The 14,757-nt window shown below is 62.9% G+C and carries 19 protein-coding genes; 15 read left to right on the forward strand and 4 right to left on the reverse strand.

The window, feature by feature from the left end:
- Positions 1-63: 63 nt before the first annotated feature.
- Both HV765_RS12415 and HV765_RS12420 read left to right on the forward strand, forming a co-directional pair.
- A complete protein-coding gene (locus HV765_RS12415; protein ID WP_054422307.1) occupies positions 64-318 on the forward strand; it encodes a hypothetical protein in 255 nt (84 codons plus the stop codon).
- Positions 319-545: 227 nt separating this feature from the next.
- Positions 546-1,139: a BPSL1445 family SYLF domain-containing lipoprotein gene (locus HV765_RS12420; RefSeq protein WP_054422306.1), complete on the forward strand. Its 594-nt coding sequence runs from the start codon at positions 546-548 to the stop codon at positions 1,137-1,139.
- 72 nt (positions 1,140-1,211) lie between these two features.
- Here the strand turns inward: HV765_RS12420 and HV765_RS12425 are convergent, their stop codons facing one another.
- Positions 1,212-1,445, reverse strand: a complete 234-nt coding sequence (locus HV765_RS12425; RefSeq protein WP_054422305.1) for a hypothetical protein — start codon at positions 1,443-1,445, stop codon at positions 1,212-1,214.
- Positions 1,446-1,561: 116 nt separating this feature from the next.
- Positions 1,562-2,032, reverse strand: a complete 471-nt coding sequence (locus HV765_RS12430) for an Lrp/AsnC family transcriptional regulator (RefSeq protein WP_006226939.1) — start codon at positions 2,030-2,032, stop codon at positions 1,562-1,564.
- A 159-nt stretch (positions 2,033-2,191) separates the two neighbouring features.
- On the opposite strand from HV765_RS12430, the gene HV765_RS12435 reads away from it, so the two are divergent.
- From HV765_RS12435 to HV765_RS32120, 5 genes are all read left to right on the forward strand, one after another.
- The gene (locus HV765_RS12435) at positions 2,192-3,103 is read left to right on the forward strand and encodes a DMT family transporter (protein WP_054422304.1); all 912 of its coding nucleotides are present in this window, start codon (positions 2,192-2,194) and stop codon (positions 3,101-3,103) included.
- 76 nt (positions 3,104-3,179) lie between these two features.
- Entirely contained in the window at positions 3,180-3,404 is a 225-nt protein-coding gene (locus HV765_RS12440; protein WP_175169855.1) for a hypothetical protein, read from the forward strand.
- A gap of 340 nt (positions 3,405-3,744) precedes the next feature.
- Positions 3,745-3,957 carry a hypothetical protein gene (locus HV765_RS12445; RefSeq protein ID WP_006218759.1) on the forward strand — a complete coding sequence of 71 codons (213 nt, stop codon included), beginning with the start codon at positions 3,745-3,747 and terminating at the stop codon, positions 3,955-3,957.
- 148 nt (positions 3,958-4,105) lie between these two features.
- Positions 4,106-5,215 carry an AGE family epimerase/isomerase gene (locus HV765_RS12450; RefSeq protein WP_054422302.1) on the forward strand — a complete coding sequence of 370 codons (1,110 nt, stop codon included), beginning with the start codon at positions 4,106-4,108 and terminating at the stop codon, positions 5,213-5,215.
- Between the two features lie 102 nt (positions 5,216-5,317).
- Complete coding sequence (locus HV765_RS32120; RefSeq protein ID WP_082386981.1) at positions 5,318-5,533, forward strand: hypothetical protein; 216 nt, start codon at positions 5,318-5,320, stop codon at positions 5,531-5,533.
- A 131-nt stretch (positions 5,534-5,664) separates the two neighbouring features.
- On the opposite strand, the gene HV765_RS12455 is transcribed toward HV765_RS32120, so the two are convergent.
- Positions 5,665-6,600 (reverse strand): LysR substrate-binding domain-containing protein, encoded by a 936-nt coding sequence (locus HV765_RS12455; protein WP_054422301.1) that lies wholly within the window; start codon positions 6,598-6,600, stop codon positions 5,665-5,667.
- Between the two features lie 120 nt (positions 6,601-6,720).
- On the opposite strand from HV765_RS12455, the gene HV765_RS12460 reads away from it, so the two are divergent.
- The 8 genes from HV765_RS12460 (at position 6,721) to HV765_RS12495 (ending at position 13,863) form a co-directional block, all read left to right on the forward strand.
- Positions 6,721-7,713: a Bug family tripartite tricarboxylate transporter substrate binding protein gene (locus HV765_RS12460; RefSeq protein WP_054422300.1), complete on the forward strand. Its 993-nt coding sequence runs from the start codon at positions 6,721-6,723 to the stop codon at positions 7,711-7,713.
- A gap of 2 nt (positions 7,714-7,715) precedes the next feature.
- On the forward strand, positions 7,716-8,594 hold the full coding sequence (locus HV765_RS12465; RefSeq protein WP_054422299.1) for an N-formylglutamate amidohydrolase: 879 nt from the start codon (positions 7,716-7,718) through the stop codon (positions 8,592-8,594).
- 158 nt (positions 8,595-8,752) lie between these two features.
- Positions 8,753-9,058, forward strand: a complete 306-nt coding sequence (locus tag HV765_RS12470) for a hypothetical protein (protein ID WP_175169856.1) — start codon at positions 8,753-8,755, stop codon at positions 9,056-9,058.
- Between the two features lie 163 nt (positions 9,059-9,221).
- Positions 9,222-10,253 (forward strand): ABC transporter substrate-binding protein, encoded by a 1,032-nt coding sequence (locus tag HV765_RS12475; RefSeq protein WP_054422297.1) that lies wholly within the window; start codon positions 9,222-9,224, stop codon positions 10,251-10,253.
- Entirely contained in the window at positions 10,240-11,256 is a 1,017-nt protein-coding gene (locus HV765_RS12480) for an ABC transporter permease (RefSeq protein ID WP_054422296.1), read from the forward strand. Before HV765_RS12475 ends, HV765_RS12480 begins: the two co-directional genes overlap by 14 nt.
- The gene (locus HV765_RS12485; protein ID WP_175169857.1) at positions 11,250-12,059 is read left to right on the forward strand and encodes an ABC transporter ATP-binding protein; all 810 of its coding nucleotides are present in this window, start codon (positions 11,250-11,252) and stop codon (positions 12,057-12,059) included. The genes HV765_RS12480 and HV765_RS12485 overlap by 7 nt, the downstream gene beginning before the upstream one ends.
- Positions 12,053-13,213 carry a c-type cytochrome gene (locus HV765_RS12490; protein WP_254600548.1) on the forward strand — a complete coding sequence of 387 codons (1,161 nt, stop codon included), beginning with the start codon at positions 12,053-12,055 and terminating at the stop codon, positions 13,211-13,213. The genes HV765_RS12485 and HV765_RS12490 overlap by 7 nt, the downstream gene beginning before the upstream one ends.
- A gap of 116 nt (positions 13,214-13,329) precedes the next feature.
- Entirely contained in the window at positions 13,330-13,863 is a 534-nt protein-coding gene (locus tag HV765_RS12495; RefSeq protein WP_054422293.1) for an OsmC family protein, read from the forward strand.
- 11 nt (positions 13,864-13,874) lie between these two features.
- On the opposite strand, the gene HV765_RS12500 is transcribed toward HV765_RS12495, so the two are convergent.
- The gene (locus HV765_RS12500; RefSeq protein ID WP_054422292.1) at positions 13,875-14,717 is read right to left on the reverse strand and encodes a LysR family transcriptional regulator; all 843 of its coding nucleotides are present in this window, start codon (positions 14,715-14,717) and stop codon (positions 13,875-13,877) included.
- Between the last annotated feature and the right edge of the window lie 40 nt (positions 14,718-14,757).

Raw genomic sequence — 14,757 nt, forward strand, 5'->3', positions numbered from 1 at the left:
CTTTTCAAGCGGTTTTTTTTTTGGCATATTGCGCCCGGATACTCAGATTTCAGGAGCGCAAGCATGAACGCGTGCCCGCAACGCCATATCGATGGATTTCAAGTGGGATGCGAAATCGTCAGCTTGGATGCTGGCGTGTTGGCCATCGTCGTCACGGTGAGCCGTACGGGCAATGGCGATTTTCAACAACGCTGGTCCTTGCCCAGATTCGTGACGTTTGCAGATGCGGCCGTCGCCCGGCGCCATGCCGACCTGGTCTTGTCCGGCATCGTCTCCGTAGACGCTGCAACGGGCGAGCCGCGGTACGGCATTCTGTAGCTACGCCATGATTGGCGCCCGTGGCTGGCCCAGGTAATTGCCCTACCAAATGTTGCTGAGCCGCCACCGCTGTTTTTCCTCGGTCAGGCGCATGGGTTCTGGAGATGGCTCACTTTAATGGGGGCGACATCAGGTAGGTTTTGTTTCGTTTATCACAATCGTGTGCCATGCGCGGTAGAGTTTGGCCGGTACATTGGTACCGGATGACAACAATAAAGGAGAGTTCCATGTTTGATACTTTTCCTGTCCTGCGTCGTGTTGGTCTAGCGGCAGCGACTATCGGTGTGGCAGGCCTGCTGTTTGCGGGTTGCACCACCACCAGCCCCAAGTCCACCGCAACAGCGACTGACAAGCGCGAGTCAATGAACAGCGCTGCGAACGCGACCCTCTCCAAGCTCTACGAAGCATCGCCGCAATCCAAGGAATTGGTGGCGCGCGCCAAGGGCGTCCTGGTCTTTCCTGACGTGTTGAGCGGCAGCTTCATCGTGGGCGCTGAACACGGCAATGGCGTCTTGCGGGTGGGCGGCTCCAATGCCGGCTACTACAGCACGACGGCGGGTTCGATTGGCTTCCAGGCTGGCGCGCAATCCAAGGCCATGGTGCTGTTGTTCATGACGGATGATTCCCTGAACAAGTTCCGCAACAGCAGCGGCTGGACCGTGGGCGCGGATGCGACAGTGGCTGTCGTGAATATCGGCGCCAATGGCCGCATCGACACCAACACGGCGCAGCAGCCGGTGGTCGGTTTCGTGATGAACAACGGTGGCCTGATGGCGGGCGTGTCGTTGGCCGGTACCAAGATTTCGAAGTTGAACTGGTAATCGGTTAATCGGTCACCCCCAAGCAAAACGCCGCGGAGAGTTTTCCGCGGCGTTTTTTTGTGGGTGGCTGGTTTAGCCGAGCAGGGTATCGCCGTTATTGCGGACGGCGCTTTCGCGTTGCATTTCGGCTTCTTCGATGTTCGGGTCCAGGCCGCGCCAACGCACGATGTGGCCGCGGTCTTGCTCGGGTTCCCAACCCAGCATGCCGTAGCGCGTGATTTCAGTTTCGCCTGTGTCGAATTCCACTTCAAAGTAGCCCTGACGATCGGGTAGCGTGCCACCGGGGAACCATTCTGTTTCGGGCATGGTTTGCTCCTTGCTAAGCGATGGGAGGGACGCCGGCGCGCAAGTGCGCACCGACGGATTCATTGTGCGGGCGCGGCCGTGATCCCGCAAGTTTCTGAAAGCGTCGCGCGGTATCTTCAGGCGAGCGGAACGGCGGTGGTGTAGAGCACCTGCTTGAGCGCAAAGCTTGAGCGGATACTGGCCACGCCCGGGATACGCGTGATGTGTTCGACGATCAAGCGTTCCAGCGCATCGACATCCGGCACCAGCGCGCGGATCAGATAGTCGGCATCGCCCGACATCAAATAGCACTCCATGATTTCGGGCAGGACGGCAATTTCGCGTTCGAAGACATCCAGCGCGGCCTTGCGCTGTTTGTCCAGCGAGATCTGGATGAACACGTTGACCTTCAGGCCCAGCTTGCGCGCATTCAGCAAGGTGACGCGGCGATCAATCAGCCCTTCGGTTTCCAGCCGGCGCACGCGCGCCAGGCATGGCGAGGCCGACAGATTGACCCGCGCGGCGAGCTCGACATTGGTCAGACGCGCATCGCGCTGCAGTTCGTTAAGAATTCGGATGTCAGTGGCATCCAGGTTGATTTCCGGCATAAGTCACCTAAGGGCTTTGAATAGACAGTGCATTCGTGCTGTGCGTGCAGTGTATCGAAGTGAATTGAGGTGAAATATGCTGGGGTTTACCCTATAGACTATTCCTTCCTTTGGCTAATCGGCCAAAGCGCAGAATAATCCAGCAGTCATCGAGCAGTAATGAGTCAGCAAAGCACGTTGCGCAAGTTCTTGCCCCTGGTGGGTGCGGTCATGATCTGGGGCGGCAATTGGCCCGTCATGAAGCTTGGGCTGGCGCACATGAGTCCGCTCTGGCTGGCCGCCAGCCGGTTCGGGTCTGCTGCCTTGATCAGTGTGCTGGTGCTGGGCGTGATGGGCCGCTTGCGTCTGCCCACGCGCCAGGAATGGCCATTGGTGGCGGGGGTGGCGCTGCTGCAGATGGGCGCGTTCACCGCGTTGGCGCTGTGGGCCTTGCAATATGTGGCGCCGGGTCGCGCGTCGGTGATTGCCTATGCGACGTCGATATGGGTGATTCCGCTGTCGGCGCTGATTTTGAAAGAACGGTTGTCGGCCGGGCAATGGCTGGCCACCGCGTTGAGCTATGCGGGTATTGGCGTGATCGTTGCACCTGCCTTCAGCCCGTGGCAGGCGCACACGGTGATCGGATTGGTCATGCTGTTGGGCGCGTCATTCGCCTGGGCGTGCAACATCATCCAGTTGCGCGGCAATCGTCATGTGCGATTGGGGGCAGACATGATTCCGTGGCAGACGGCAATTGCAACGGTGCCGCTGGCGGCGCTGGCCTGGATGCGCGACGGTGCGCCCACGTTCCTGACGGTGCCGGACGCCTGGCCCATCATCTTGTACACGGGGCCGCTTGCCACCGCGTTGACGTTCATCGTGGTACTGGGCATGACGCAAAAGATGCCGCCGGTCGCAACGTCCATCGCGATGCTGTGCGTGCCGGTGATCGGGCTCATTGTGTCGTCAGTGGTTTTCCATGAACGCATTTCGGCTGATCTGGCGTTGGGCCTCTCGTTGATCGGTGTGAGCGTGGTGCTGTCTGCTGTGGCCTCGCGCTTCAAGCGGCCGCTGGTGCTGCGTCCGTCGTAGCGGGCCCATGCGCGGATGGGCGGATAGAGACTTGCCTCGTCGTGCTATCGTTTCGCAATTGAAGAGAGAGTCACGCATGGCATTGCATCGTTTCCAGAAGGGCGAACTGGGTCATTGGCTTCGGGCGGTTGCCGACCAAGACGAACCGGGCGCCGCACCCGCTGAAGTGCCTGCCGAGGTTTCGCAGGCGCTCGTGACGCTGCGCTGCATTGTGGCCAGCGCCGATGGCCATTGGCAGATCACTGAAAAGGGCAAACTCGCCCTGCGCATGGAAGAACCGGGCGCCATTCACGTGCGCTAAGCGATCACAGGGCCAGCATTCGCTGGCCTATCGTCACCATCGCTGCGGTCCCCGATATCCCACTTGGCTCGCTGCGTCTTGCATCAAGACGTGCCGGTTTGCTGCATATCTTGCGAATTTTTTCGCTGTATGTCGCGTATTTGCGGGTAAATCTTGCGCAGTACGGGAATCTCCTGAGACGGAATGTGGCAATTGGCATCCTCCGGACGTATCGCGCACATCGGGTCGCCAGTAAGATGAACTTGCGTGACGCTTTCAGGTCTATTTGTTTACGCGGGAATTTGATCCCGCCACGTCACGCGTGGTTCACGCGTTTAGGTAACCGACTGGGAGGTAGCACATGCAGCATCGTGACCAGGAAGTTCTGATCGACGTTTCCACAGCGGCCATGGATACCGGCGGATATGGCGTTTTGCTGACGGTAACGGCCGAGGGCGGCACCGAAGTGGATGCCGCGTTTTCCCACTTGGGCAACTGCGCTTCCTTGGACGAAGCACGTGATCGCGCGGAAATATTCGCGCAGAACTGGGTCGAGGAAAACATCTTCCGATAGGGCGTACTTCCCTTGACGGAGCTGATCGGTTGAACCGGTCTGTGTGTGCATGACGCTTCGGAGAATACTCAAAAATTTGCGACGAAAATTTCGGTTATCGTTGCTGCTCCAAAACCTGGGGCCCTTTTTGGGTATGCGTCGTTCCAAGATGACTGCCGCACAGACCAATCTCTCTCTGACGGAGCATATCCGCGCGCTGCGCGAGCATTACGCCTCTGTCATCCTGCCCATGTGGATGGGGCAGGGCTTCAATAGCGCACTCGGTCTCCCATTTGAATCGCTGGATGGCGCAAGCGGCGAACCCTTGCCGCCCGCGCGTTATCGCGCGATGGCCTGCGCGCGTCAGCTGTATGTGTTTGCGCAAGCGCCGGGCGCGGCCGCGGGTCAGCATGCGGATCGCCTGTTCGAATCGTTGCGCCGTGTGTTCCGTAGCGAACACGGGGGCTGGCGCTACAGCGTGGACGCCCAAGCGCTTCCGCTCGATGACACCCAGGATCTTTATACGCACGCGTTCATCGTGCTGGCCTGCGCTGCGTACTTTCAGCGCAGCCGCAACGCCGATGCGCGCAAGCTCATGCTGGCAACGGCCTCGACGATCGAGTCGCGCTTCAAGACGCAGGATGGGCTTTACCATGCTGCGCTCAGCCCCGATTTAGCCCAGCCGCTGCGCCCGCCTGCGCAGAATCCCATGATGCATTTGACCGAAGCGTATCTGGCTGCCGCTCAAGTTGCGGAGCCGGCGTTGTTTGCTCAGCATCTGCGCAGCCTGGCGCAAGGCATGAGCCAGTTCTTCGTGCATGCCCCCACGCAGTGCATTTCGGAAGCGTTGCAAGGCACTGCCGATAACCGGCTGGAGCCAGGACATCAATTCGAATGGTTGTCATTGGTGCAAGGCGCCGCCCAGGTTTTCGAAGGGCTGGATCTGGTTGAAACCTTGCCGCGCGCCATGCAATGGTCGCGCCTTCATGGCGTGGATGTGGGCGGGCCTGGCGTGTTGGCGTCGTTGGATGAGTCGGGGGCGATGGTGGATGACACCCGCCGTATCTGGGCCCAAACAGAATACTTGCGCGCGCTGGCCGTGGTGGGCGATCTGCCTGCGTTGGCGTCTGGCTTGGCGGCTTTCCGGGCCAATTTCCTGCACCCCGGCGGCTGGTACGAGTGCCTGGACGGCACCGGTGCGGTGGTGCGCAGCGATATGCCTTCGACCTCGCCTTACCATTTGGCGACCTGCCTGGCGGCGTTACCAATCGTTGTTTAATTGCCGTATTAACAATTATTGTTGTTTGATTGACATAAATTGATAGAAAAATATTGGTGAAATCCCTTACAATTTGGCAACACTGTTTGTGGGGAAGCATCAATGAGCGTTATGTGCTTGGCTTGCCAACGCATTAACCCGGGACTTTCGGGCGTGGCCCCGCATTCGCACCTGGGACATCAAGGTTTCACCAATCCGACCCAAAAAGGGCGGGAAGAAAGCCGTGAAGACCACTTTCGGTGCCTAAGTTGCGGGGCAAAGTGGTTGCGCGAGACCGATAAGTGGGGCGTGGATCTCGGATTCAAGCTCGCACCCTGATCGCTTTAGGGCGGTTTTCGGTCGCTTTCCGTCGCATTACAAGCGGGCCTCTGAAAAGAGGCCCGTTTCATTTGGAATTATCTAGCCGTCAAAGGCAGAAACTGAAAGTTTCTTAATATGACCAGACGTTGCTATTCGGCTTGACCCGCCGCCACCACGTCAGGGTCCGCGCTGGCCGTTTGCAGCAGCCATTGGCGAAAGCAGGCCAGCGCGTAGTGGTCTCGCCGCTGCGTGGGTGCGCACAGGTGGTAGCCGCGGCTCAGCCGAATCGGCAGATCGGGGAACGGGGCGGCGACACGGCCGGCCTGAAGCTCATCGCGCACCAGGCAGCGTTGCAGGACGGCGATGCCCATATCGGCCATCACCGCCCGAATCAGGATGGACACCTGATCGAACCCATTGGACAAGGTCACGGCATCCCGCGGCACGCCCGCCGCGGTGAACCACTGCGCCCAATTGCCCATGCCATTCGTGTGATACAGCAGCGGCTCGCCCAGCAAACCGTGGGGCGTGCTCCACAGCCCTTGAGTCTGACGCAAGGCCAGACGATCGGGGTGGCAGATCACGACCATCTCGCGGCCGATCACGTAGTCGGCATCCCAGCCCGGCCATTGCTCCGGCGTGCCAGACAGAATGCTGGCGTCGGGCGTTGCGCCGGAGAAGTCCTCGTTGCGGCGGTAGGCCGCAAAACTCAGCTGAATGTCTGGATGGCGCCGATGAAAATCGGGCAGATGAGGCACGAGCCAGGCGCTGGCCAGCGTGGGCACCGTGGACAAGGTCAGGCGCAGCCGGCGGTCGTCGGCGCGCAATTCGGTGCTGAGCGTTTCGATGGCCTGCAAGGGCGCTTGCGCGCCGTCGTATAGCCGTTGGCCCATCTCGGTCAGGGTCAGCCCGTGCGCGTTTCGATGCATCAACGGCTGGCCGAAATGCGCTTCCAGGCGGGCGATGGCGCGGCTGATCGCGCCCTGCGTGACGCACAGCGTCTGCGCGGCTTGCGTAAAGCTGCCCAAGCGTGCCGCCGTGATGAAGGCATGCAGCTCGGACATGGAGGGCGAATGCAGCCGCATCTAGCATGACCGTTGGTAATGAAGGCGTGCAATATAGTCGTTTGAAAGCAGACCGTAAAGTTCGGACACTGGCGGCCGTGTTCGCAGACCCGCGAACGACCTCACCTTCGGAGTTGCTCCATGTCTCGCCGCCTGTTTGGCCGGTCCGCGCGTTGCGCGCTTGCCGGCATGTTCGCCACGTTGTCCTTTGCCGGCATCGCGCATGCCGCCGGTTATCCCGAGCGCCCCATCAAGCTGGTGGTGCCGTTTGCCGCGGGCGGATCGACCGATATCGTTGCCCGCCTGGTGGCGGAATACGCCGGCCGCGACTTGAAGCAGACCATCGTGGTCGAGAACAAGGCGGGCGCAGGCGGCTCCATGGGCATGGAGCAGGTGGCGCGGTCGACCCCCGACGGCTACACGATCGGCATGGCCACGATGAGCACGCACGGCTCGAACCCGGCCGTGTACCGCAAGATGAATTACGACCCCATCAAGGATTTCGCGCCCGTGGCGAATGTGCTGGCCGTGCCCAGCGTGTTTGCCATCAACCCGAATCTGCCCGCCAAGAACATGGCCGAATTCGTGGCGCTGTCCAAGAGCGCACCCGCCGACCGCTACAGCTTCGCGTCGCCCGGTATCGGTTCGCTGGGACACGTGAACATTGAGAACTTCATGATGCTGTCGGGCATCAAGCTGCTGCATGTGCCGTATCGCGGCGCAGGCCCGGCATTGAATGATGTGATGGGCGGCCAGGTGGATGCGATCACCGACAACCTGTCGTCGACCTTGCCGCAAGTGCTGGGCGGCAAGCTGCGCGCGCTGGCTGTGTTGGGCGCCGAACGTTCGCCGTTGCTGCCGGATGTGCCCACTTACATTGAGCTGGGTTACCCCGACATGGGCACGGGCGGCTGGTTCGGTCTGGTGGCCCCGGCTGGCACGCCGACTGCTGTCATCGACCGCTTGAACCAAGCCGTGCGCGCCGCGATGCAAGACCCGGAATTCCGCAAGAAGGCCGAGGACGTGGGTGGTACGCTGATGCCCACGACGCCCCAAGAATTCCAGGTCCAGATCGAACAGGCCCTGGCCCGTTACGCCAAGGTGGCCAAGGCCGCCAACATTCAGGCTGATTGACGATGACACACGCCGATTTCAACGCGGTATCCGTGCATGAACCCGAAGGACCCGCCTTGCCGCTGGTCTGTGATTCGCCGCACAGCGGCGAACGCTATCCCGATGATTTCGGGGCAGCCGCGACGCAGGCGCAACTGCGCCAAGGCGAAGACACGCACGTGGACGCGTTGTGGTCGGCGGCCCCCGCGCTGGGCGCGACGCTGATTGCGGCGAACTTTCCGCGTGTCTACATCGACCCCAACCGCACGTTGCAGGATCTGGACCCGGAGTTGTTGGCCGAGCCCTGGCCCCACCCCCTGGACCCGGGCGAGAAGACGCGTCTGGGCAAGGGGCTGATCTGGCGCCGGATGGACAAGGCCACGCCCATTTACGACCGCAAGCTGAGCCTGGCCGAAGTGCGCCATCGCATTCAGGCTTATTACGAGCCTTATCACGCGGCCTTGTCGCAAGCGATCAGCCGTGTCGAACAGCGCTTTGGCGCGGTCTGGCACTTGAATCTGCATTCCATGCCGAACGACGCCTACGAGCGTCTGGGCCGGCACAGCGAACATCCGCTTGCCGACTTCGTCTTGGGTGATCGTGATGGCACCACGTGCGAGCCAGAGTTCATCGCACTGATCGAAAAAGCCCTGCGTGACCTGGGCTACACGGTGGCGCGCAATGATCCCTACAAGGGCGTGCAACTGATCGCGCAGATCGGCCAGCCCGCGCTGAACCGGCACAGCCTGCAAGTGGAGATTCGCCGCCCCTTGTACATGGACGAGGCGACGCGTGAACGCAACGCGGGCTTCGAAATTCTGCGCGGGCATTTGTCGACGGTGCTGGAACAGGTGGCGGGCTATGTGCGTGTGCGCATGGAGGCGGTTACGTCGACAAAATAAAATCGTTTGTATGTGCGTTGCGCGCGCCGCACACGACTAAGCCGGGATTGATTCACATCAACCCCGGCTTTTTGTTGGGCGCTTAAGTTTTCTACCGGACGGCCGTTGTCGCTAACAATGAGCTGCGCCGTTTTTGGCCGCAGCGATTGGGGACCGCAATGCTAGAGAAGACGATCAACGGATTTTCAGTGGTGGCGTACGCGACGCAGCCCGAAGGGCGCACGCCCGCTCGCGCGTTTCTGGAGACGAGGCGCCTGCCGCCCAAGGTGAAGCCGGGCGAGGCTGTCGAGCAGGAAGACGCCGATGCCGCAGCGGTTGAGGACAAGCCCGAAGGCCAGCCCTTCGAGATTTTTGTCAGCCGGCGTTTTCGCAGCGCGATCGAAGCGATGTCGGCCGCGCGCAACGCGTTGGACCGCGTGAAAAGCGTGGATGAAGAGGGCGTGCCGGACCATTTGCCCGAATAAGCACAAGCAACACCCACGCGGGATTCCGCTAGCCTGAGGCGCGCTGCGCGGCCATCAGGCCCATATTGTTATCCCCACTTTGTATTTGTCGAACGCCTGAGCACAGGCTGATGATGCCGCATGGCAATCATCGCCATTCACAGTCTGCTCATAAGGAAGGTTGATGAATACGAACGTCCATTCCAGCGCGAATTCGTCGCGTGGAGTTTCACGCCGCGCGCTGTTGCGTGCGGCCGGCATTGCGGGATTGGCCGCGCCGCTTGGCATGCTGGGTTCACGCGTGCTGGCGGCCGATGCGTCGCCCCGAACGTTCAAAATTGCCTGGAGCCAGACGGCAGTGTGCCAGTCGCCGGTGTCGGTGGCGCTGGAACGCGGCTTCTTCGAAAAGTACAACCTGAAGGTCGAACGCATCAATTTCAGCGGGTCCACCGATCAACTGCTGGAAGCGATTGCCACGGGCCATGCCGACGGCGGCATCGGCATGGCGCTGCGCTGGCTTAAACCGCTGGAGCAAGGCTTTGACGTGAAGCTGGCGGTGGGCACGCACGGGGGTTGCATGCGTTTGCTGACGGCTGAAGACTCGCCCATCAAGAGCGTCAACGACCTGAAAGGCCGTCGCGTGGCCGTGTCCGACCAGGCCAGCCCCGTGAAGAATTTCTTTGCGATCCGCGTGGCGCAGTTGGGCATTGACCCGGAATCCGTGGACTGGCGCCAGTACCCACAAGACCTGTTCGGCGAGGTGCTGCGCAAGGGCGAAGTGGACGCCATTGCGGGCGATGACCCCTTGATCTACACGCTGCGCGAAGACAACAAGCTGCGCGAAATTGCCACCAACATCGAAGGCGACTACGAGAACCGCACCTGCTGCGTGCTGGGGCTGCGCGGCGACTTGGTGCGCAAGGACCCGGAGTCGGCCGCGGCCATCACGCGTGCGGTGATTGATGCACAGCGCTGGACGGCATCAAACCCGGATGAAACCGCGCGCATCTTCGCGCCCTATGTGCCGGGCAAGGTGCCCGCCGAACGCGTGGCCGCCATCTTGCGCAGCCATAGTCACGGCCACGCATCGACCGGTGCGGCGCTGCGCGAGGAAATCGTGGGCTACGCCAAAGACTTGAAAACCATCAAAGTCCTGAGCGCCAACCTGGACATCAACAAGTACGCACAAGTGGTGGTGCCCAATGTCCTCGGCTGACGCGTCGTTGCCCGTGCGCGGGGCGGCGCTGGCCGCCGCGCCGGGGTGGAGGCTGTGGAAGACCGGCGTTGCCGCCGCCGCGTTGTGGGCGGGCGTGGGAGCGGTGACGCTGGCATGGCCGAATGTGGAAGTGGGCTTTTCGTCTTGGGGCTACACGCGCGAATTTGGCGTGGCGGCGCTGGTGCTGGCGGTGCTGCTGTTGCTGTTGGCCGCATCCGGCGCAGAACAGCCGCGCGCCGTGCAGGCCGTGCGGCGCGCAGGGCCGTGGCTGCTGGCGCTGGCCATTGCCGTGGGCGCGTGGGAAATCGCCACGGCGAAACTGGCGTGGCTGCCCAGCCCGTTCTTTGCACCCCCGCAGTCGCTGATTGAGGTCTACGTGACCGACTACAAGCGGCTTGCAGACAGCCTGCTGAATTCGCTGTGGCTGCTGGCCAATGGCTTTCTGCTGGGCGCGGCCGCCGGATTTTTAACGGGTGTGGCCATCGGCTGGTCGCGCGGGCTGGGCTATTGGGTGCATCCCGTGCTGCGCTTTCTGGGTCCGGTGCCGTCTACCGCCTTGCTGCCGATGGCGTTCTTCTTCTTTCCCTCCAGCTGGTCGGCCGCTGTGTTTCTGATCGCGCTGGCGACGTGGTTTCCGGTGACTGTGCTGACGTGGTCGGGCGTGGCGGGCGTGAACCGCGCTTACTACGACGTGGCGCGCACCATGGGGGCGAACGAATGGTTCCTGGTGCTGCGCGTGGCCATTCCCGCCGCGTTGCCGCAAGTCTTCGTGGGCTTGTTCATGGGGCTGGGCGCCTCGTTCTCGGTGCTGGTTGCGGCCGAAATGATGGGCGTGAAATCGGGCTTGGGCTGGTACTTGTCGTGGGCGCAGGGCTGGGCGTCGTACGCAAATATGTATGGCGCGCTCATCGTGATGGCGCTGGTGTTTTCCGGTTTGATCACCTTGCTGTTCCTGGGACGCGACCGTCTTCTGGCCTGGCAGAAAGGAGTCGTGAAATGGTGAGCGCAGCGGTGACGGCGGCAAAGACGATGAACCCGCACGCGGTTTCGCGCGGCGCGGCGTTGGCCGTGCAGGGCGTGAATCATCACTTCGATCTGGAAGGCGCGGCGTTGCCGGTGCTGGACAACATCGACCTGGAGGTCAAGCCCGGTGAATTCGTGGCCTTGCTGGGCCCCAGCGGCTGCGGCAAGTCGACGTTGCTGCGGCTGGTGGCTGGGCTGGAGCCGCCGGCGCAAGGCGGCTTGCTGGCTGACGGTGCGCCGATTGATGGGCCATCGCCGTCGCGCATCGTGGTCTTTCAAGACCCGACGCTGTACCCCTGGCGCACCGTGTGGAACAACGTGGCGCTGGGCTTGCAGGCGCGCGGTTTGTTGAAAGCCGAACGTCACCGGGTAGACGACGCGTTGCAGCGCGTGGGCTTGGCGGACTTCAGCCAGGCGTATCCGCATCAGTTGTCGGGCGGCATGGCGCAGCGTGCGGCGTTGGCGCGCGCGTTGGTGAATGATCCGCGCATCCTGATTCTGGACGAGCCGTTGGGCAAGCTGGATTCGCTGACGCGCATCGCCATGCAATCCGAATTGGTCGAGCTTTGGCAGCGCACGGGTTTTACGGCCTTGCTGGTGACGCACGATGTGGAAGAGGCGCTGTTCATGGCGTCGCGCATTATTGTGCTGAGCGAACGGCCCGCGCGGATCAAGGACGAGATCATCAACGATCTGCCGTATCCCAGGCATCGCGGCGACCCGCGTTTGGCGGAACTGCGCCATCGCGCACTGGCCTTGTTGGGGCTGGATGCAACGTGGTGAGGCTGCTGGGGCTGGCGGTGGCGGCGCTGGCGTTATTGACGCTTGCCGCCGCCGTGGTGATCTGGCGGCAACCGCCTTCTGCGTTAGCCATTTCGCACTGGCCGTTCGCGTGGCGCTACGACCCGGATCTGCCCGTCAGCCCGCATACGTGGCGGCAGCTGTGGCTGGCGTTGGCGCAGAGTGGCGTGGCGCTGGTGTTGCTGGTGTGGGCGTTGTTTGTCCGACGCTGGCGGGTGGGTTTGCTGGTGGCCGCAGCGGTGTTGGCCGCAAGCGCGCATTGGCCGCGTCCGCAAATGCTGCTGACCGAGGCGCATCGCACGTCGTATCAGCGTTCACCGCTGGCGTTCTCGGAGGCCAACGTGTTGCAAGGCGGGCGGCTATACCAGGCGCGTTGCGCTGGGTGCCATGGCGTGGCGGCAGACGGGCGGGGGCCGCGCGCGGCCAGCCTGCCTGTGTGGCCCAGCGTGCTGGGCGCGGCGCTGTTTGATAACCGGCTGGAAGGTGACTTGCATTGGCAGGTGGCGCAGGGCGACGCGAGTGCGTCGATGCATGGTTTTCACGCGGTGTTGCATGACGACGAGATTTGGCAGGTGCTGGACTACCTGCGCTTGCAAGCGTACGGCGCAAGTGGCGGCGTGGGCATGCCGGCCATCCCCGCACCCGTCGTGCCGCTGACATGCCGTGACGGACGCGCGCAAGATCTACGCGGACTGCGCGGCTTGCCGCTGCGCGTGGTGGCAGTGGCGCCCGGCGCGCCGGAAGAACCCCAAGACCCGCGTGTGCTGACGGTGGCATTGACGCGGGGGTCGGCGAGTGACGTCAACGCTGATTGCGTCGCGTCTGGCGCGGGGGCGTGGGACGCCTATGCGTTGGCCGCTGGTTTGAGCGCAGATGCGCTGGCTGCTGGCGCCAACGCAGATACGCAGGCTGCTGGGGCCAACGTGGATGCGCTCGCCGGCGCGCAGTTCATGGTGGACCGGCGCGGTTGGCTGCGCGCGCGCCGCTTGCCAGGCGCGGCGCCCGCCTGGACCAGCGCCGACAACGTCTGCGGCCCGGGCGGCCGGATGGAGGGTGCGTCCGCCCGAGGCCTGGGCGATCTATTGCAGGCGATGGACGACACGCCCATCGCCTTGCCTGACCGGCGGCTGCCTTAAAGGGCACCACGATTGGGCACCACGATTGGGCGCCACAAGTTGGCGTCACGAGTTTGCGTCACGAGTTTGCGCCACGATTTCTCTGCACTTTTCTCACTACAAGCGAGGGTTGCACGATGAGTACGTTGAACGAATACCTGGGTCAGAAACGCGCGGCCGTACTGGTGCGCAATGGGCGCGATCCCCAAACCGTGGAGCCCGTGAAACTGCGCGCCCACGTCAGCGCGGAAGGGCGCAGCGGCGTGCGGCGCATCCGCATTCGCGATCATCAGGTGGTCAGTGACAGCCCTGCCGATTTCGCGGGCTACGACTTGGGGCCGAGCTCGCCGGAGCTGTTGTTGGGGTCGTTGGGCAGTTGCCTGACGCATATCTTTCTGATCAAGGCGGCCGAGCTTGAACTGCCGCTGGAGTCGTTGGAAGTGGAGATCGAGGGCGATCTGGACCCGCGTGGCGGCAAGCCGGGGTTCGAGAAGGTGCCGTTCTTTCCGCACAATATCCGCTACACCGCGCACATCGTGTCGCCAGCGGATGACGCGGCGGTGCGCGCCGTGCATGAAGCGGTGGAGCAGTGGTGCCCGATTTTGAACCTGTTGAAGCAGCCGCAGCCGCTGGAAGGCAGCGTGCGGCATACGCGCCCCGCGGCGCAATAGGCGAGGGCGGTTCAGGTCAGCGTGCTGCGCATCAGAATCTCGGTCAGGGCGCGCGTGGGCTTGTTGGGCGCGGGGGCCGAGATGACGATGAATTCCACTTGCGGCAGCGCGGGCAGTTGGGCGCTGGCGGCGGGTGCGGCCAGCCCCGCCGTGGATAAGTGCGACGGCTGCACCGTGATGCCCAGCCCCGCGCGGGCGGCCGCCTGGCAGCCCGCGTAGCTGGTGCTGGTACACACGATCTGCCAACTGCGGCCGGCGCGTGCCAGCGCATCCAGCGTCAGCGTGCGCGTCACGCTGGGTTCGCGCAGCAGGATCAGCGGCAGCGGCTCATCCGGCGCAATGCGCAGGCCGTCCTTGGCGCGCCATAGCAGCGCTTCCTTATGCAGCGTCTGGCCCCGGCGGTCGCCGCGGCGGCGTTTGCCAATCATCACGTCCAGCCCATCGTCGTCCAGCAGCTTGTAGAGCTCACTGGTGACGCCGATGGTCAGGTCCAGCTCGACTTCGGGATGCGCCAGCCGGAACGCCGCCAGCACATCAGGCAGCGGCCCCATGGCCAAGTCATCAGAGGTGCCCAGGCGAACCCGGCCGCGCAACCGGGGCGCATCGAACAGGCGTTCGGCGCGCTCATGCGCATCCAGGATGATGTCGGCGTGCACCAGCAGGCTGCGGCCGTCGCTGGTCAGCGTCAGCGAATGCGTGTCGCGCAGGAACAGCCGGCGGTTGACGGCCTGCTCCAGCTGCCGGATGTGTTCGCTGACGGTGGGCTGGGTCAGGCCCAGGCGCCGCGCGGCCTCGGTGAAACTGGGCGCGGCGGCGGCGGCCTGGAAGGTCTTGAGCCACAAAGGGTTGAGCATGGCGGCGTTGCCTGGTCATTGGATATTCCGATGACAGTTA

It is taken from the genome of Achromobacter kerstersii, assembly GCF_902859595.1.
Classification (GTDB): Bacteria; Pseudomonadota; Gammaproteobacteria; order Burkholderiales; family Burkholderiaceae_B; genus Achromobacter; species Achromobacter kerstersii.